An 18,474-nucleotide genomic window follows, 5' to 3' on the forward strand; every position below is an offset into this window, starting at 1 on the left:
GTAAGAAAAGCAAAGACTGTGATTTGCAGTGTAATTAATAGTGATGAAAAAGCTCATTTTAATCAGTAATTAAAGTTTTAAATACTAATAAATGGCTGGAAAAATATAAGCAATTATATATGTTATCCGCACAAATATATCCCATAAGACTAATGCTGTCATCCCAACTATAATTGATGTCCAAACGTCAGCAAAAAAAGTTATTTGGTGTTTTTTGTGATTGAGTGCGACGGAGAAACAGCATATAAGTTTAAATTTAAATATGAAATTACAGCGATATTACTATTGGATGTAATAAACTACAATCCAGTATTATCCTAATCGTAACAAACATCATGGTCACGCATCTATGAAAAAAGTGCTCATACATCAAACTGCTTTACTATTTACATGTTCTATGCTGCTGGTAGCTTGTGCTAGAAGTGGCAGTAATGATGCAAATAATCCAACAGGTGTAGCTAATGCTATTCCTATTGGTATCGCCTTTGCACAAACAAGCAATGTAGCATTACTTGGTCAAGAAGGAACTGATGGAGTAAAAATTGCTGAGAAATATTTTAATAACAAAGGAGGCATCAATGGTAGACCAATTAAATTAGTCTATCAAGATACTGGTGGCGATGAAGTTGGAGCCATTAATGCTTTTCAAACTTTAATTAGTAAAGATAAAGTTGTTGGCATTGTTGGCCCTACCCTATCACAACAAGCTTTTAGCGCTAATCCCCTAGCAGAACGCAATCAAGTCCCAGTTATTGGAGCATCAAATACTGCTAAAGGTATTCCCGAAATTGGTGATTATGTAGCTCGTGTTTCTTCATCTGTTGCTGTTGTCGCTCCTTATTCGGTGAAAGCTGCGCTCAAACAAAATCCTCAAATCAAAAGAGTAGCTGTATTCTACGCTCAAAATGATGCTTTCAATAAGTCGGAAACAGAAATCTTTCAGAAAACAGTAACAAATTTAGGATTGGATTTAGTCACAGTCCAAAAGTTTCAAACTACGGATACCGACTTTCAAGCTCAAGCCAGCGATGCTATTAATTTAAAACCAGATTTAGTGATTATATCCGGGTTAGCTGTAGATGGAGGTAATTTAGTTAAACAATTACGAGAACTTGGTTATAAAGGAATAATTGTTGGTGGCAATGGTTTTAACACATCCCATATATTTTCTGTGTGCAGAGCGCTTTGTGATGGCGTGATTGTGGCTCAAGCTTATAGTCCTATATATGCCAGTGAAATTAACACTGCATTTCGCAAAGCCTACCTTGAACAATATCAGAGAGAACCACCCCAAGTAAGTGCTCAAGCTTTTACTGCTTTACAGGTATATGTAGAAGCACTTCAATCTTTAGATAAAAAAAGCAACATTAATAAATTGAAATTGCCACAATTGCGTGCAGAATTGAATAAGGAGTTACTAACAAAAAAGTTTCAAACTCCTCTTGGGGAAATTACTTTTACACCAGTAGGTGATGTAATTCAAAAAGAGTTTTACGTTGCACAACTCAAGATGGAACCAAACGGTGTCAAAGGTAAATTTTCTTTTTTAAGCATAAAATAGTTGCAATGTTGCTGATGCTATGCGATGGGCAGGAGGAATCCTCGTAAATAAATATACCAATCTTTAATTGACGCATCAACAAAGCGCTGCACTAATTTGGGATTTTTGTCTACTAGTTCTTTTTTTGTTTCAATAGTATTTGCATACGGTTGATAATCATAATCTGCTAATAAAAATACCGTTGGTTGAAAACCGCCCTGCTTTTCAATAGCAAAGGGTTTTAATTGCTGGGTTGGGATGTGCAATGAGACGCCAAGGGTCTTTCTGGAAAATTGCTGCGACTGTGATTTTGGGAATATCTTGTGCTATGGCATTTACGGCATCCATGCCATAACCCATAAAGAAATCTACCGCATCCCTCATCAACAATTGAGTACCACTAGGAACCTGCGGCCCACCCATTTTGATGGTTACATCTAAACCGTAGTCTTTGTAAATACCAGTGGTAATCGCCTGGGAAAATCCGCCGTGTTCTACTTGTGCTATCCAGGTTGTACCAAAGGTAACTTTATTCAACTGAGAATTGCTAGTTGACGGTTGGTTGCTGTTAGTACAAGCAGCAAGAATGCTGCTACCAATCCAGATAGAACTGTATTGAATAAAATTGCGGTGATTAAGGCGATGAATTGCTCTTGATGAGGGTGATGACAGATTCATAAAACAGTATGATGCTCTCTCCTATCTGCCGTTGTAGCTGAATCTAAATGTACATTCTAGAATCAATTTTTGATTCACTAGCGAATAGGGCTGAATTTCTAAAGCACGTTGAAAAGCTCGGATGGCTTGTCCATACTGTCCTAGTGCCGCATAGCATAAGCCCATACCGTGAAGTGCCCCAAAATGTATTGGATTTATCTGCACAACCATCTGACAATCTGCCAGAGATTTTTGGTAATCACCAATGCTGTAATACAGGAAAGCGCGGCGATTCCAAGCTTCGGCAAAATCTGGCTGATCTTTTATAAGTGCTGTCAGTGCTGTTTCGGCTTCAGCAATTTCACCTGCATCCAGTAACTTTTGACTGCGGTCAATTATTTCCAGCCCATAGATTCCCTTTTGCTGAAACCAGATCCGCCAGATTTTTCTGGTTGCCTTGTCCCGGACTGTGGCATCGGGGTTTTTCAACTCTTCAAGTAAGGAATTGATAGATAAAGAATCCATGAATTTGAGATCAGTGAATATACCTTTGTATTAACTTTCTCACAAAATATATCTATTAATTCATTTTTAAAGTCATCTTTAAATTTGACCTGATTAATTGCTAATTATGAATTTTCTGTGTTATTTATGGGATTCAGCAATACGACTAATACCACACTAGACATTTAGAGTCATAAAAAGAAAAACTTACTAGAGGTAGTTGACAGATCCCTAGTGAGTAATAGCTGATAAAAACATCCCTAAAAAATAATGACTATGCCAAAGCAAAACGACGTTTCCAGGCATATTGCCATAAACAAAGGTCGTTTGCAGGTAGATGGCAAGATTATGAAACCAGGTGGTGATTTGGTTGTCACCAAAGCCGCAGTTGAACCTGTTTGGTATTTACCAGGAATTGCCAAGCGTTTTGGCATTGCCGAATCAGAGTTGCGTCGCGCCTTATTTGAACAAACTGGCGGGATGTTTCCAGAGTTGGTGACGCGATCGGATTTGGAGGTATTTTTGCCGCCAATTGGGGGCGTGACGGTGTATATTATCGGTGATTTGGCTGCGATCGCTGATCCCAACAAACCGGTAGCTGTGCGGGTTCATGATGAATGCAACGGTTCTGATGTGTTTGGCTCAGATATCTGTACTTGTCGCCCCTATTTGGCACATGGCATTGAAGTGTGCGTCCAAACCGCGCAGGAAGGCGGTGTCGGTATAATTGTCTATTGCAGCAAAGAAGGCCGCGCTTTAGGAGAGGTGACGAAATTCTTAGTTTACAATGCCCGGAAGCGTTAAGAAGGAGGCGATCGCGCTGATGCCTACTTTGCCCGTACAGAATGTGTCGCCGGAGTCGAAGATGCGCTTCCAAGAATTAATGCCGGATGTGTTGCATTGGTTGGGCATTACCCGCATTGATCGGATTTGGGCAAATCTCAAAACGGGCAGTTAGCAGCTGCAACTGTTTTCAGTGCCGTTCTGGAAGTTACGAACTACGAACTACGAATTAGCTTGGCATCATTAACTCCGTTGTCAACATAGCCAGAATAAATACGCAATCAACCGCTGAACCAATCAGAGGGCCAAAAATACTCTTTGGCAAAACATTTCCAAAAAGCATGATCAACGTTCCCATAAACATCCACAGCCATTGTGTTTGGCACCAGATGTAGAATCCTATCACAGCTACCAGCAAGGCTGTGAAAATTGTCAAAACTGGCACACTACAACTTTTAGGTTTGTAACGCAATGTGCCAGCAAAAGTTGTCGGTATTAGCTCTAGTTGTCGAAAGTCAGTTACCAAGCCAAGTACAATCAGCCCTATAGCGATCGCCCAGCAACCTTTGTATACAATTGGATTATTCGCCCACGCTACACCTGCAATATATGCTAGGTTGACAGCGATCACCACTAATAATGGCACAAATAAATTGTGGAATAGAAAGCGCAGACGGTTAAGTAATTTTAGTAAAGTGCCCTCATTAATTAGGCTACCCACTGAAACAATCAAATTATCGTAGAACATTCCAGATAGCACGACAATCAGCAGAATTGTGGTAATTCTGTGTGATTGTTGAAATAAACTAATTCCCCAGATTGCCAACCCGAAAGTGGCTATCGTATAGACTGGATACAAAAAAGCTGCCATAATTTTTTCACAGAATTAATTAATTCTTGAAGATGGTTTTGTAGCTTACAATTTGTTTTTCCAGCCGAGATTAGCCGTCGCCCTTTTTAGACTACATAAACTTAGCGATCGCTAAGTTGAGAGAATATTCTGATATATGACTATTGGTGTAGTATGATTGCCCGATGTGGGGTTCTATCCCCCAGCGCATGTTCTGATTAAGCTGTTTGCACTTGCCATGTAATACACAACTCTAAAAGCTGCACGTTTTGGAGAATCTATTCCCAAAATGCAGTCAAATATAAGGTGCATTACCAAACCCATAATCTCATTATTACAGGTATACCATCTATTAAGAGTAAGTCCAAGTCTTATGCAACACGATTTCTAAAATTCTTATTTCAACCAGTTTTGCCTAAAATATGTACAATCAAGTAACACTAATTGAACATCCATTGATTCAGCACAAACTAACGCTGATGCGTAAAGCTGAAACTAGTACATCACGGCGGAAATAAACCACCCATTCCCATGTCTTCATTTTTAATTTTTAATTTTTAATTTTTAATTCCGCCTTGCGGTACTAGTACAACAAAATTCCGTACTCTCCTTAAATAAATTAGCCTATTGTTGGCTTATGAAGTCACACGGGATTTACCACTGAAATATGAACAGATTAAAACACCACTAGCCCCGATGAGTGCGCCAATGCTTGCTCCTGAGAAAAAGTTGGTGCTAGTTTCTGTGATGCGGGCAGGACAGGGAATTTTGGATGGGATGTTGGAGTTAATGGCATCAGCACGGGTGGGGCATATTGGTTTATACCGTGACCCGAAAACTCTGATTCCTGTTGAGTATTATTTCAAAGTTCCCCATGATGTTGAGCAGCGAGATATGCTAGTAGTAGACCCAATGTTAGCCACTGGTAATTCAGCTGTGGCAGCTGTGGAACGACTGAAATCAACTAATCCCTTATGAATTAAGTTTGTCTGCTTACTCGCTGCGCCGGAAGGTATAGAGCGTTTTTTTCATGTACATCCTGATGTGCCGCTGTATACCGCTGCCATTGATGACCATTTGGATGAACATGGCTATATTATTCCTGGATTGGGGGATGCAGGCGATGCCTGCGGCGGGCTACGCCTACGCTTATTTTGCACAAAATAAGCTGATTACTATAAGCAAATGATGAACAATGTAGTGATTCCAACATTATCTGAATCATTGATTAACTACTTTCACCTTCATCAAATTGGAGAATTTTTCAGAGACAAATTCATAGCAAATACATCAGGTTAATATATCAATTTAATATACAAGATTGATTAATTTTCTCAGACTATTCCCCGCTAATCTCCTATAATATTGTATACTTCGTCGCCGATACTTCAACGATAAATCTTACATCGTAGCTACTAATGGTACAAGCTAATATTGGACAATTAGAAATAGAAATATCACAGCGGATCATAAAATTATATCATGATAGGCTAGGTAAGCCTCCTAGCCAAATCATTTGCCATTTTTTTGATACTGAAATTGTAATTTCTCTAGAAGACTCCGTTACCCAAGTTGAACAAACTCTATTGAAGGGAGGTTATGATAGTTTAGCTGAACAAGTACGATTATATTTAGAAAAAATAATTAAATCAGAATTGAAAAGTTTGATTGAAGAACTTATTGGTAAGCCTATCCTCGACCTGATGACAAATACAAATTTAGCAACAGGTCGTACTGGGATTATTGTGGTTTTAAATCAATTACCTGATGTTCGGAATGCCGAATCTATTCCAACAAGGGAAATGTAAAGAATTTAGCTGACTGATGTGGCGATTGATTACCACTTCTAATTGATTAAAATCGAATGGTTTAGTAATGCAATCATCAAATCCTGTGAGCATCGTGGAGTCATCATCTTGTGCCGTTGTTAGAGGTGTTACTGCAATGATTGGGATAGTAGCAGTTTTTGAGTCGTGTTTGAGGTGATCTATGACTTGTTTGGCACTCAAATTAGATAGCATCATATCTAGCATGATTAAATCTGGTTGATGAGTTTGTGCCAACATCACAGCTCTCACTCCTTGTTTAGTACAAATGCATGAAAAATTTAATATTCCTAGATGAGAATTAAGTAGCTCTAAATCATGTAGATTCTGTTCTACAACCAAAATTAAAGGTTGTCCATTCATAAGCAGTTAATCTTGTCTAAAAAAGGCTAGGCATAAAGACTCCACCCATCAGGAAAACCTAGAGGTCTTTTTTCATGGTAAGTGCTTAAATAAATAGACTTCTTGCAGAAGTGGGGGAAAGGGAAGGGGTAAAGGGGAAAGGGATGGAATTTCCCCTTACCTTTTAACCTTTGACCTTTCCCCGACTTCTTGGCATTTGTTACTTTTGCAAGATGTCTAATGTACGGATATGTCTTCAGGTGACTAACTAGGGTATGAAATGAACCAGATGGTGTATAGTTCATTGAGTTATCCATCTGTGCTGAATTTTAGAGAAAACATCGCAAGGTAATCATAATATCAAGCAAATAGTAGCATATATGATGTATGTACTGACAAGAATTTACTAGTCTTACCCACCACAGGCATCGCCTATGTTGCATCAATCAAGTAACTGACGTGCAAGAGCGATCGCTTCTGTTGGTGTTGAAACTTTCCCCTCAGCTTGTGCTACGGCTATTTCTGTCAGCAGTTGACCGATAATTGGTGAAGCTGGAATATCTAATGCTATAATCAACTCTTTCCCGCTCACTAGTGGAGTGGAATGAGCGACCAGATCATCAGGGTTGAGGTAGCGGTTAATCAAAGGTGCTAAGACTTGGTAGCCCTTTGCTGTGTGTAGTGGCTTGTCACCAGACATCGCCTCTACCAAATTATCAAGTGCTACACCTAGCACTGCGATCGCAGGAAATACAATATCTGCATTATGGAACAACAAGTATTGTTCTCGCAAAGACATATCCACTACTTGAAGCTGCGGTAATAGTTTCAGAACAGTAGTTACACCCCGAATTTCGGCACGACTATAAGTGAGTTCCTGTAGCTCTATTTCTGCTAATTCTGGATTTGGGTTGACAAGACAAGCAAGTTTGGCAATACCTAACCAAGTAGTTTTGATACTATCGCGGACATACTCTTGTAGTTGTGCCCCTAATTGTTGCCAATTTTGGCTGAGTAAGGCAGCTGCATTGTCAACTGCTGCTAGTTTGATCAAGCTTTCACGAGTGGCATTTTTGAAGAAAGGGACAAGTAAACCATCTTCCCAAGCACTTGTAATCCAGGGAGTACCCTGAGAATTTGCCAGCAGATAGCCAATTTCTACCCGAAATCGTTCGGCTGCAACTTTGCTGATATGTGATGCCAAAGAACGAATTGCGGCTTGGGTAGCTGGCTCAATAGTAAAACCTAGTTGAGCGGCTTGGCGATAACCTCGCATTAACCGCAAAGGGTCATCTTCTAAGTTTGCGGGTGATATCATTCGCAAAATGCCCTGTTGTAAGTCTACATAACCTTGCAGAGGATCGATAATTTCTTGCGTATGGGGATTATAAGCGATCGCATTTACTGTAAAGTCCCGTCTGTGCAAATCAACTTCTAAACTATCTCCTTCCTGTTGGGCAAAGTCAGCTGTAGCGTGAGGAAAAACCACACGAGCAATTTGTCGTTTTGCATCAAGCAAGACAAAACCAGCTTTGTAATGATGAGCGATCGCTCTCGCTACCTTTACCGCCTTGGATGGTATAACAAAATCTAGATCCAGATATTCGCGAGTTCTGCCAAGGATGGCATCTCGCACAGCGCCACCTACCATGTAAGCGGGTTGTGGCAGGAATTCCAAGCTGAAAGGCCAATTTTCGGGAGCGAGGGTAGAAGGAATTGATTTATGCATTGTAATAAAAATCAACCCAGCAACTCATGAATAACGGTTGGGCTTAAGTTAGATTAACAATAAAGGCCCCTGGAGTTGGTTCTATTATGTGTATTTGCGTGAATTGCCACTATGTAGACAGCTGTGTTACCTATCATGCCGTGGAAGGGCAGCACCAACAGCCTCACTTGACTGAAACACCAGATTTTGATCCAAATGAACCTTCCATCAATGTCAACATTCGGACTCAAGATGATGTAATTGAAATGGAATGGGATGTTGTTGGTTGTCTGAGCTTTAAGCGGGAAACAGGTAAGTGGTCAAAATTGCGTCCTGGTGAATTAGTGCCGACTTGAAAAGTCAAGAGTAGTATGTTATGGTTACGCCCATTAAATAACAGAACCTTGACAATTCAATCCCAAGTTTCCTAGTGAAAGCAAAAGTATTGATTTTGACTTTGCACACGTAAGTTTTTCGCGGGGGTATAGCGATTGTTAAAACCCTTATTCTTTCGTTGACCCCCCGCTAAAAGCCTCTGTGCCTTTCTTCGGTAAAAGGGGTAAAGTGATTCTGCCCGACGAAATATTAAACCGTGAAAAATTCCTCTATTCTTCTTATGAATGTAAAACTTCAGACTGACAAAGACATGCTACAGGAAAGCACTATTTTAAACATAAATGAAGAAATAGAAAACGAAAAAATTCTTTGTTCTCATTGTCAACGCACTGCTACGAACGGTATTAAATGTAAAGGTATTTGTGTGGCTGATAATGACTATTAAAGTATAAATTATCAAGAAAGGCAGAAGGCAGAAGGCAGAAGGGAATACTGCTTCCAGCCATTATTAGAGTGACCCAAGCGAACTTGCGATCGCATAAACTGGAGCAAATTACTAAATAATTAGATACTGTATATACCGATGAAGACAGCAGCCTTAATCCATTGTTTGTAAGGCTAGAAACCCATACGATATCTGAGGAAAATTGGTGATGCAACGAGATGAAATTTGGTAAAATTTTGAAATGAGTTCTAATCCTCAACAAAGTTTGAGAAATCAGATTAATAATCAAATTATAGATCATCCTTTTACAGACTATTGGGATATTTTTATTCTTAAACATCAACATCCAATTAACATTACTCTACACATTCTAGGAATATTCTTTTTTTACGGGTTACTTTTTTCTACTTGGAAGTTGCAAAACTTTTGGTTGCTCTTGGGATTACCGTTAACTCAATTGCTAGGATTAACTGGACATTTTTTATTTGAGCGTAGCCATATTGATTTACAAGATGCTGTTTTTTCTTGGCGGGCTTCTTACTGTTTAGGTAAAATGTTATTTAGAATTTTGATAGGTAAATATCAAGATGATATTCGCAAAAGACAAGAAATATTAAATAATTATCTATCAAACAATTATGCAAATATTCAATAATTGGAATGTAATTGCTAAGGGTTGGTATATTGCCTGTCCTAGTCATGAAATCCCTAAAAAAACAGCAAAATCTATAGACGTATGCGGTCAGAAAATTGCCATTTTTAGAGGTGAAGATGGGCAAGTACGGGCTTTAGATGCTTACTGCCCTCATTTGGGGACAGATTTAGGAATTGGGAAGGTTGATGGTAATTGGATTCGTTGTACATTTCATCATTGGGCATTTGATGAAACAGGGATTTGTCAAAATATTCCCTGTCAATCAGAAATTCCTAGTCAAGCTAAATTACAAGCTTATGCAACAGAGGAAAAGTATGGATTTATCTGGATTTATCCAGATGCTAAAGCACCAGAGGGAGTGGCTGATTTTGATGAATTGAAGGGAAAAGAAATTGTTGCACAAGCTGATATTGCATTTGCAAGAAGTTGCCATCATCATATTTGTATGATGAATGGGATTGATGCTCAACATTTAAAAACAATTCATCATTTAGATATCAAAATGGATCTATCTCTACATCGCAGTGAATTAGGGACACAAATTGACTTTACAATGCGGGGACAATTCCCTAAAACTACATTTCGAGAAAGGTTAGGTCAAAGATTTATTGGTTCTACATATCAGTATTCAATGCGTTATGCTCATGGTTGCATTGGTTTGTTAACAATGATGAAAGATGTTAGGCTTTTTCCGCCATTGTTTATGATATATGCTTATACTCCCATTGCACCTGGAAAAACGAGAATTCAACCGATTTATGTAACTGAAAAACGTAAAGGTATTGTGGGATATTTGCTGAGTCAGTTTTTGCTATTCTGTACTCGCTTGGCTTACTACATGCTTAGAGATGAAGATGGCAAGATTTACGACAATATTCGCTTTAATCCAAAGTTGCTCCTTAGTATTGATCAGCCATTAGGTGAATATATGGACTATGTAAACCAGCTAAAACCGTCTCGATGGTCGAAAAATAGGGGTGTAGAATAGTAGGTTGGATTAGCGATCGCGTAACCCAATAAAAGCTTTGGTAATGTTGCGTTTTGTTTCTCAATCTAAATACATCTTAATTATTTTGTAGAGTAGGCAATTTCCATCAACCCTAATTGAGAAGGTGCAAGATGTGAATATAGAATTGTAGTATAAATAACCATTTTGGAATCTGTCACACTACACCGTAATTTTACTAAGTTGGTCGATAAAGTGTTAAATAAACACATCTTACCAATCAAGTTTAGGTAATTGCCGAATCATGAAGAGTTTGCTGATTCCTGTTCAAAATTTGCAGCCAAGCGATCGCACTGCCATGTATGCGTTGCTGCAAAATCACTTTCAAGGTATAACCTGGGATGGATTTCAAATTGATCTAGAGCGTAAAAACTGGGTTTTGTTGTTGAGAGATGAAACATCCAACACACTCAAAGGATTTTCAACTTTGATGTTATGCCAAAAGACCTTTTTAGGAGAAAAAATTAGTGTGGTGTATTCCGGCGACACTATCGTTGATCCTAGTGCTTGGTCGAGTACAACATTACCACGTAGTTGGATTGCCGCCATCAACTTTCTGTGTCAACATTATGCAGAAAATAAACTTTACTGGCTGCTAATTTGCTCTGGTTTTCGCACTTATCGTTTTCTCCCTACTTTTTGGCAAGATTTCTACCCTCGTTATGATGTCACAACACCTGCCGATGTTAAGCATCTAATGGGGAATTTGGCACAGGAATATTATGGTAGCTTATATCAAGAAGCAAGTGGTATTGTCCGGTTTCCGCATCCCCAAATTTTACGGGAAGGGTTGATTGAAATTCCATCAGGACGACAAACTAATCCTCATATCCGGTTTTTCGAGGAAAAAAACTCTGGCTATCGGTTAGGTGATGAATTGGTTTGTTTAACTGAAATTAATTATGACAATCTTACTCGTTCTGGACAACGGATGTGGAAGTCAGAGTCATCATTAAAATTTGTGCAAGATTGTGTTCCTGTTTAACTTTTATGCCATCTACCAACCTACACTTAAACTTTAATAATCCAACACAATTTATAGAGGGATGGTATTGGACATTCTCATCAAAAAAATTAAAGCTTGGCAAGGTAAAAGCTATAACGTTGCTGGGTAGAAATCTGGCAATTTATCGGGGAGTTAGTGGTCAGGTAGTAGCTATAGATGCTTATTGTCCACACATGGGCGCTCATTTAGCAGAAGGTAAGGTAGAAGGTGATGGAATTCGCTGCTTTTTTCATAATTGGAAGTATGACAGTCGTGGAATTTGTGTAGATGTTCCTTCTCTCGGAAAACCGCTACCTGTGTGTGTTAAAACTTGGCATACGGCAGAAAAATACGGCATGATTTGGGTTTGGGCGGGAGAAGAAAAGCCAAGCTCACTGCCTTTTGTACCAGAGTTAGAAAAGGCAGATTGTGATTATATATTGGGGACTAGGTTTGTCAAAAACTGCCATCCCAATGTCTTACTAATTAATGCGATTGATGCTCACCACTTCAATACAGTACACAATCTGCCCTTAGAGATTGTATTTGATTCTCAAAACCTCAACCCCAATGCTATTACCTTCAGCAACACTACACGGGGAGGGGATGATTCTTGGTTAATTCGCCTGATTCGTCCTCTTTATCGCAACGAAGTTACTTATAGTATGTGTTACTGGTATGGCAGTACTGGCACTGTGACGCTAGGCCCGGATTTCCTGCACTTCTACATTATATTTACACTGCGAATGATCGAAGGTGGCAAAACTGAAGGGCAAACAATTCTTGTCACTCCCAAGCGTCCGGGATTTTGGGGATGGGTTTTAAATCGTGGTTTGTTATGGTTAACTCAGCAGGTTGGTAATTACTTCGCTAAAGGGGATACACAGGTATTTCAGACAATTCAGTTTGATTTAAAGACTCCTACTAAAGCAGATCAATCTATTCTGGAATTTATTCAGCACGTTAATCACCAGAAAGCTTTAACCTGGGGAACTTGGGAAACTGTTAATTATCCAGATATTCAAACCCTATCAATACCTAGCCCTGAACATGGATTCAAAATATAATATTGTTGGTTTTGATCTACCGCATAGAGATTCTGATGACCGTTTGCGACGAATATTGACAGCAGCATTACCCAATCAGAATAATTTTGCTAATTACCCACAATTAAATTATTGGGATGCTGAATTTTTCAATTTACATCAAGTCAAAATTTTTCAACAATCTAATATTAATGAACAATCTGCTATTTTGGAACTTGCCAACCACAGTCTGTTAGAAGAATCATATTTCATTGAGAAAGCAGGTGTTGGCTACATGGCAAAAATGGTACTGTTAGCAGAAACAGTTGAAGAACGAATGCTTTATGCATTGTTTACGGCTGATGAAGCTACCCACCTTCACCAAATTAGCCATTTTTTACCAGAAATGAAAGTAACTAGCACGGACGATCCGTTTTTGCGCTTACTATCAGAAGTGGTTGAAAGTGCAGATAAAACAGTTTTGTTGTTTGTGCTGCAAGTGGTTTTAGAAGGATGGGGTTTAAGCCATTATCGGCGTTTAGCAAAGGAATGTCGCTATCCAGTTTTAGCAGAACTTTTTTCCAGTTTTTTACAATCTGAATCCCGCCATCACGCCACGGGAACCACCTTGTTTAATCAAATTACTGTTTCAACATTCAGTGAAACAACAATTCTTGATGTATTGGCACAGTTTTTGTTTATGGTACAGGTGGGGCCACAAAGCTTACTTGCAGCAATCGAACAAGTAAAAGGACATCTGACGCGATCGCAAAAAATCCAAGTTTTAGAAGAACTAGATACAGAGACTCACAGCGGTACGCGATTACAAATATTGCGATCGCTCATGGGGGGAAAATCAGCCCAGTCTATCCTGCAAAATTTAGAAGAACGCGGAGCCTTTGAACCACTCCCCGCCCATCAATGTGTGTAATAAATATTAATCTTATCTCTGCGTGAAATAAAAACGGATATGGAAAAAAATATTCATCGCAAATTACAAATTAACCACACTCGCAACAAACAGCAAGATCATACTGCTTTAATGGATGAAGCAGTTACCAATTTTCGCTATGAGGATTGCCAAAACGAGTATTGGAACCCAGAGGAATTTTCTCTGCTATATGGCACACCCTTATGGGAACAGTCTACCCAACATCAGCGTATAATTTTGAACCAACTTTACTGGGTAGCTTACTACTCACAAATTGTTTCTGCCGAAATTGCCACTATTTTTTTCAATCAAACCAGTGCAGCTGGACTTTACGCCCAAGAGGATTTTCGCTTAATCTGCGATACCTTAGATTTAGAATCCGCCCAAGAGCGATCGCACATTCACGCCTTCCGCACAATTGCCAAACAGGTTGAACAAGCGTTATTTGGGGAACTTATCTTTACCTACCCCATGCGCGGCCCCTTTACAGAAACGATGGTTTATGCTGACACCAATGCCCTAAAAACTTGGTGGAAAAAAATTCAACTTCAATACTTTGGGCTAATTTCTGCGAATAATACTTTTTTGGCTTGTCAGTATTTCACTGTCAGGGGAGTGCGGACACTAAACGGCAAGTTAGTACAGCACAAACTCAGCAATTATTATCAAAAACATTCTCATCCTGAAGCTGCTCCAATTCCTGCTAAAGTCTCATATTATCACTTCATGGATGAAAGTTTTCACTTCAATAGTTCGACAATTATATCTCACGATGTTGTCACTTGCCTTAAGCCACCGACTGCTTTTGAGCGATTGGTTGCTAATTTAGGATTGTGGGGATGTCAGCGCGATCATTTTCATTTTTCGGCGGCGATTAACGGGATTTTCTGGTACGAGCCGGCGCTGTATGGCAAGATTTATCGGGTGTTGCGATCGCGCATTTTTGAGATGAGTGACAAAGATGCTAAAGAAATGATGCGGCGTTGTTTTACGCAGGAATCGGAAGGATTACAGCGCAGTTTTTCAACTCATCAGGAGGCGATGAAATCTTATCAGGTGTATGTTGAAAAGCTCGATTATCTTTGGCAACGTAATCGGGATATGTCACTGATGGCTACTAATTCAATTTCTCGATATTTGGCGACTCAAAAGAATGCTTTTAAAAGTTTTTAACACCAAGAGACTTTCTTTTTATCTCATGTAGAGACGCAGAACGTAGAGACGAATTTGAGAGTTTTATTTAGATAAAATTGTTTTGTATTATGGCTGAATTCTGTACAATATCCTTTCCAGGAAGCGATTTTGTCCCTATCACTCTGGAATGTGATCAAAATTTGTCTGAACATCTCACGATTCAGAATTCACCTGTTTTGTTTGGTTGTCGGACTGGTATTTGTGGAACTTGTTTGGTTGAGGTTATTGGTAATATTTCTCCACCTCAACCTGAAGAACAGGAAATGTTAGAGACATTAGCAGCTAATTATCCTCATGCACGGTTAGCTTGTCAGGTTAATATTACAAGTAATGTTGAAATTCATAAGATTTAGATGGTGATAGGACTTACGCACTGTACAAATGCATCGCGATCTGAATTAACGATGCAGAGGTTGTTTTAGGCTTTGATTAATTATCCTGCGCTCGTAAATATACCATCCTGTAGGGGCACAGCATTGCTCATTGGTGTCAACTTAAGCCAAATATAGCGTACTGATTGGGTGTTGTTCACCCGCCAGGGATTGTAAATCCCTGACTAATTGCTCAAGTCTACTGAAGTAGACTGAAAATTTTTGCGCTATGAAGTCCTCTTCAGAGGACTTTAGCTATGAGACAGGGATTTACAATCCCTGGCGGACTAAATTTATTTATGGGGATTCCAACTGTGCCTCCTGCCTGCCTTCTGCCTTCTGCCTTCTTAACAAGCCACTCTTATCTATTGCCTATCTGTTATTATCAGTTTTGTTCGAGTCAGACAGAAATTATTCTCGGAGATAACAATGGGCAAGAAATATGATGTTTATGGTGTCGGTAATGCTTTAGTAGATATAGAATACGAAGTATCTCTAGAGTTACTACAAGAGTTAAAGATTGATAAAGGTGTAATGACACTCCTAGATGAAGATAGTCAAAATCATATTTTGGAAAATCTCAAAAATCTTCATTGCCATAAGAGTTGTGGAGGGTCAGCCGCTAACACAATGGTGGCAATTAGTCAACTAGGAGGAAAAGCTTTTTATTCCTGTAAAGTGGCTAATGATGAATTTGGAGACTTTTACATCGAAGATTTACACAACTCTCAGGTAGATACCAATTTAAAAAATGGCGACCGCCAATCAGGAATTACAGGTAAATGTTTGGTGTTAGTAACTCCCGATGCAGATCGCACCATGAATACATTTTTGGGAATTACTGAAAAATTTTCTACACAAGAATTAGTATCATCAGCGATTGCTGATTCAGAATATGTATATATTGAAGGATATTTAGTGACTTCTCCCACAGCAAAAGAAGCAGCTATCAAGGCTAGAGAAATAGCTGAAAAAGCGGGAGTAAAAACCACCATGTCCCTATCTGATTACAACATGGTGAAATTTTTTAAAAATGGTCTATTAGACATCATTGGATCTGGTTTAGACTTGATTTTTGCTAATGAAAGTGAAGCATTAGAACTAGCAGATACAGAAGATTTTCAGGTAGCTGTAGAAAAACTAAAAACCCTGAGTAAGAAATTTGCCATTACTCGCGGTGCCAAGGGTTCAGTAGTATTTGATGGTCAGAAATTAATCGAAATCACTGCACCTCAAGTAAAAGCTGTAGATACAGTGGGAGCAGGAGATATGTATGCAGGAGCTTTTCTCTATGGAATTACCCAAGGTATGAGCTATGAAGAAGCCGGAAAATTAGCATCTTCCGCAGCTTCTAAGATTGTTACATCCTATGGGCCAAGATTAAAAACTGAGGAATTAAAGGCATTAGTTACTGCTTAGAGGGTATCTGAAAAGTTTTCAGGGGTCAATTTTCTGCCAGCAGTATAAGCCTTCGCAACCAGCCAGGGAGTTGCACTCACCGGATCTAAAGCTTGGGTAAGGTTGAGTGGAATAGGTGAATATCCAATGTGTGGAGAGATACGACAAGTAACTAGTTATTGAACAAATCCAAATCTGTCACAGCCCCAAGACTGCTAGAAGATACCAATTTGGAATATTTCGCCAACACGCCTTTAGTATAACGTGGTGCAGGAGGTTGCCAATTTGCACGACGACGAGCTAATTCTGACTCAGATATGTTCAACTGCAAGAGGCGTGCAGGTGCATTAATAGTAATACTATCGCCTTCTTCTACAAGCGCGATCGCACCACCAACTGCTGCTTCTGGGGCCACATGACCAACCACCATGCCGTAAGTCCCGCCAGAAAAGCGTCCGTCGGTAATTAATCCCACCGCATCACCCAAACCAGCCCCGATAATTGCCGAAGTGGGAGCCAACATTTCTCGCATTCCAGGGCCACCTTTAGGCCCTTCGTAGCGGATAACCAAAATATCACCAGCTTGAATTTTACCCGCCAAAATTGCATCTAAAGAAGCTTCTTCTGATTCAAACACCCGTGCAGGCCCAGTAATTACTGGTTTTTTCACGCCGGTAATTTTAGCGACAGCCCCTTCCGTTGCCAGATTACCTCTGAGGATGGCTAAGTGTCCTTGGGCATACATCGGGTTATTCCAAGGACGAATTACATCTTGATTGGCAGATGGTTCTTCGGGGATGTCTGCTAATATCTCTGCAATTGTTTCACCGCTAATGGTGAGGCAATCACCGTGTAATAAGTCATGTACAAGTAGCATCTTCATGACTTGCGGAATGCCACCAGCTTTGTGCAAATCTGTGGCTACATACTTACCACTAGGTTTTAAATCGCATAAAACCGGAACACGGGCGCGGATTGTTTCAAAGTCATCCAGGGTTAACTCTACATTAGCAGCACGAGCGATCGCTAAAAAATGCAATACTGCATTGGTCGAACCACCCACTGCCATAATCACAGAGATGGCATTCTCTATAGATTTGCGGGTGATAATTTGACGAGGTAAGATTTGTTTACGAATGGCTTCGACTAAAACGAATGCTGATTTTTCCGTACTATCAGCTTTTTCGGCATCTTCGGCTGCCATTGTCGAAGAATAGGGTAAACTCATTCCCAGTGCTTCAAATGCTGAAGACATGGTGTTAGCTGTGAACATTCCCCCACAGGAACCAGCACCAGGACAAGCCCGACCTTCAACTTCTAATAGTTCTTTTTCGTCAATTTTTCCAGCACTGTATTGACCAACAGCTTCAAAAGAACTGACAACAGTTAAATCGCGTCCGTTGTAGTGACCGGGTTTAATTGTGCCACCGTAAACGAATATTGCAGGGATATTCATCCGCGCGATCGCCAGCATTGCCCCTGGCATATTCTTATCACAACCGCCAATGGCTAGTACACCATCCATACTTTGCCCAGTACAGGCGGTTTCAATGGAATCGGCAATGACTTCCCGCGATACTAGGGAATATTTCATCCCTTCAGTTCCCATCGAAATCCCATCGCTAATGGTAATCGTGCCAAACATTTGCGGCATCGCCCCGGCGGTTTTAATTCCAACTTCTGCCCTTTGCGCCAGTAGATTTATCCCCATATTACAGGGAGTGATGGTGCTGTAACCGTTGGCTATACCAACAATGGCTTTATTGAAATCTTCATCTTTAAAACCAACTGCACGTAGCATAGCCCGATTAGGCGATCGCTGCACTCCTTGCGTGACAATTTGGCTTCTCAAATTCTCCGACATAGTTACATCATCCTCTGACTTGCATGTATGAGTATCATAGATAGCAATTTTTGA

The 18,474-nt window shown here is 39.8% G+C and carries 18 protein-coding genes and 2 pseudogenes; 13 read left to right on the top strand and 7 right to left on the bottom strand.

What is annotated here, in order from left to right; genetic code table 11:
* The first annotated feature begins 349 nt into the window (after positions 1-349).
* Complete coding sequence (locus HUN01_RS32770; protein WP_181929660.1) at positions 350-1,561, top strand: ABC transporter substrate-binding protein; 1,212 nt, start codon at positions 350-352, stop codon at positions 1,559-1,561.
* Between the two features lie 17 nt (positions 1,562-1,578).
* On the opposite strand, the gene HUN01_RS35820 is transcribed toward HUN01_RS32770, so the two are convergent.
* The 3 genes from HUN01_RS35820 to HUN01_RS32780 are packed head-to-tail and all read right to left on the bottom strand — an operon-like array spanning position 1,579 to position 2,722.
* Positions 1,579-1,806: an ABC transporter substrate-binding protein gene (locus tag HUN01_RS35820; protein ID WP_238845855.1), complete on the bottom strand. Its 228-nt coding sequence runs from the start codon at positions 1,804-1,806 to the stop codon at positions 1,579-1,581.
* Entirely contained in the window at positions 1,766-2,218 is a 453-nt protein-coding gene (locus HUN01_RS32775) for an ABC transporter substrate-binding protein (RefSeq protein ID WP_238845857.1), read from the bottom strand. Before HUN01_RS32775 ends, HUN01_RS35820 begins: the two co-directional genes overlap by 41 nt.
* 21 nt (positions 2,219-2,239) lie before the next feature.
* Positions 2,240-2,722, bottom strand: coding sequence for a tetratricopeptide repeat protein (locus HUN01_RS32780; protein WP_069074385.1), 483 nt, complete (start codon positions 2,720-2,722; stop codon positions 2,240-2,242).
* 288 nt (positions 2,723-3,010) lie between these two features.
* On the opposite strand from HUN01_RS32780, the pseudogene HUN01_RS32785 reads away from it, so the two are divergent.
* Positions 3,011-3,632 (top strand): annotated as a pseudogene (locus HUN01_RS32785) (GTP cyclohydrolase II); the annotation flags it as partial.
* 81 nt (positions 3,633-3,713) lie between these two features.
* Here HUN01_RS32785 and HUN01_RS32790 read toward each other — a convergent pair.
* Positions 3,714-4,355 (bottom strand): hypothetical protein, encoded by a 642-nt coding sequence (locus tag HUN01_RS32790; protein ID WP_181929661.1) that lies wholly within the window; start codon positions 4,353-4,355, stop codon positions 3,714-3,716.
* Positions 4,356-4,756: 401 nt separating this feature from the next.
* Here HUN01_RS32790 and upp point away from each other — a divergent pair.
* Positions 4,757-5,501 (top strand): annotated as a pseudogene (upp, locus tag HUN01_RS32795) (uracil phosphoribosyltransferase).
* A 251-nt stretch (positions 5,502-5,752) separates the two neighbouring features.
* Positions 5,753-6,142, top strand: coding sequence for a Na-translocating system protein MpsC family protein (locus tag HUN01_RS32800; RefSeq protein WP_181929662.1), 390 nt, complete (start codon positions 5,753-5,755; stop codon positions 6,140-6,142).
* On the opposite strand, the gene HUN01_RS32805 is transcribed toward HUN01_RS32800, so the two are convergent.
* On the bottom strand, positions 6,095-6,523 hold the full coding sequence (locus HUN01_RS32805) for a response regulator (protein ID WP_181929663.1): 429 nt from the start codon (positions 6,521-6,523) through the stop codon (positions 6,095-6,097). The two genes, HUN01_RS32800 and HUN01_RS32805, sit on opposite strands and share 48 nt — an antisense overlap.
* Positions 6,524-6,944: 421 nt before the next feature.
* Positions 6,945-8,231, bottom strand: coding sequence for a tRNA nucleotidyltransferase/poly(A) polymerase-related protein (locus tag HUN01_RS32810; protein ID WP_181929664.1), 1,287 nt, complete (start codon positions 8,229-8,231; stop codon positions 6,945-6,947).
* Positions 8,232-8,317: 86 nt separating this feature from the next.
* Between HUN01_RS32810 and HUN01_RS32815 the strand changes: the two genes are divergently transcribed.
* The 9 genes from HUN01_RS32815 to HUN01_RS32855 all read left to right on the top strand — a co-directional run bounded on the left by HUN01_RS32815 (position 8,318) and on the right by HUN01_RS32855 (position 16,577).
* Positions 8,318-8,566 (top strand): Ycf34 family protein, encoded by a 249-nt coding sequence (locus HUN01_RS32815; protein ID WP_069074638.1) that lies wholly within the window; start codon positions 8,318-8,320, stop codon positions 8,564-8,566.
* 666 nt (positions 8,567-9,232) lie between these two features.
* A complete protein-coding gene (locus tag HUN01_RS32820) occupies positions 9,233-9,646 on the top strand; it encodes an Mpo1-like protein (protein ID WP_181929665.1) in 414 nt (137 codons plus the stop codon).
* Complete coding sequence (locus tag HUN01_RS32825) at positions 9,630-10,634, top strand: aromatic ring-hydroxylating oxygenase subunit alpha (RefSeq protein WP_181929666.1); 1,005 nt, start codon at positions 9,630-9,632, stop codon at positions 10,632-10,634. The genes HUN01_RS32820 and HUN01_RS32825 overlap by 17 nt, the downstream gene beginning before the upstream one ends.
* Before the next feature lie 262 nt (positions 10,635-10,896).
* A complete protein-coding gene (locus tag HUN01_RS32830; RefSeq protein WP_181929667.1) occupies positions 10,897-11,637 on the top strand; it encodes a hypothetical protein in 741 nt (246 codons plus the stop codon).
* A 5-nt stretch (positions 11,638-11,642) separates the two neighbouring features.
* Positions 11,643-12,704, top strand: a complete 1,062-nt coding sequence (locus tag HUN01_RS32835) for an aromatic ring-hydroxylating dioxygenase subunit alpha (RefSeq protein ID WP_181929668.1) — start codon at positions 11,643-11,645, stop codon at positions 12,702-12,704.
* Positions 12,688-13,593: a ferritin-like domain-containing protein gene (locus HUN01_RS32840; protein WP_181929669.1), complete on the top strand. Its 906-nt coding sequence runs from the start codon at positions 12,688-12,690 to the stop codon at positions 13,591-13,593. The genes HUN01_RS32835 and HUN01_RS32840 overlap by 17 nt, the downstream gene beginning before the upstream one ends.
* Positions 13,594-13,632: 39 nt before the next feature.
* Complete coding sequence (locus tag HUN01_RS32845; RefSeq protein ID WP_181929670.1) at positions 13,633-14,766, top strand: P-aminobenzoate N-oxygenase AurF; 1,134 nt, start codon at positions 13,633-13,635, stop codon at positions 14,764-14,766.
* An 89-nt stretch (positions 14,767-14,855) separates the two neighbouring features.
* Positions 14,856-15,140 (top strand): 2Fe-2S iron-sulfur cluster binding domain-containing protein, encoded by a 285-nt coding sequence (locus tag HUN01_RS32850; RefSeq protein ID WP_181929671.1) that lies wholly within the window; start codon positions 14,856-14,858, stop codon positions 15,138-15,140.
* Between the two features lie 447 nt (positions 15,141-15,587).
* The gene (locus HUN01_RS32855) at positions 15,588-16,577 is read left to right on the top strand and encodes an adenosine kinase (protein WP_181929672.1); all 990 of its coding nucleotides are present in this window, start codon (positions 15,588-15,590) and stop codon (positions 16,575-16,577) included.
* Between the two features lie 151 nt (positions 16,578-16,728).
* Here HUN01_RS32855 and ilvD read toward each other — a convergent pair whose 3' ends face one another.
* Positions 16,729-18,420: a dihydroxy-acid dehydratase gene (gene ilvD / locus HUN01_RS32860; protein ID WP_181932917.1), complete on the bottom strand. Its 1,692-nt coding sequence runs from the start codon at positions 18,418-18,420 to the stop codon at positions 16,729-16,731.
* Between the last annotated feature and the right edge of the window lie 54 nt (positions 18,421-18,474).

The sequence above is a fragment of the Nostoc edaphicum CCNP1411 genome, from assembly GCF_014023275.1.
GTDB lineage: Bacteria > Cyanobacteriota > Cyanobacteriia > Cyanobacteriales > Nostocaceae > Nostoc > Nostoc edaphicum_A.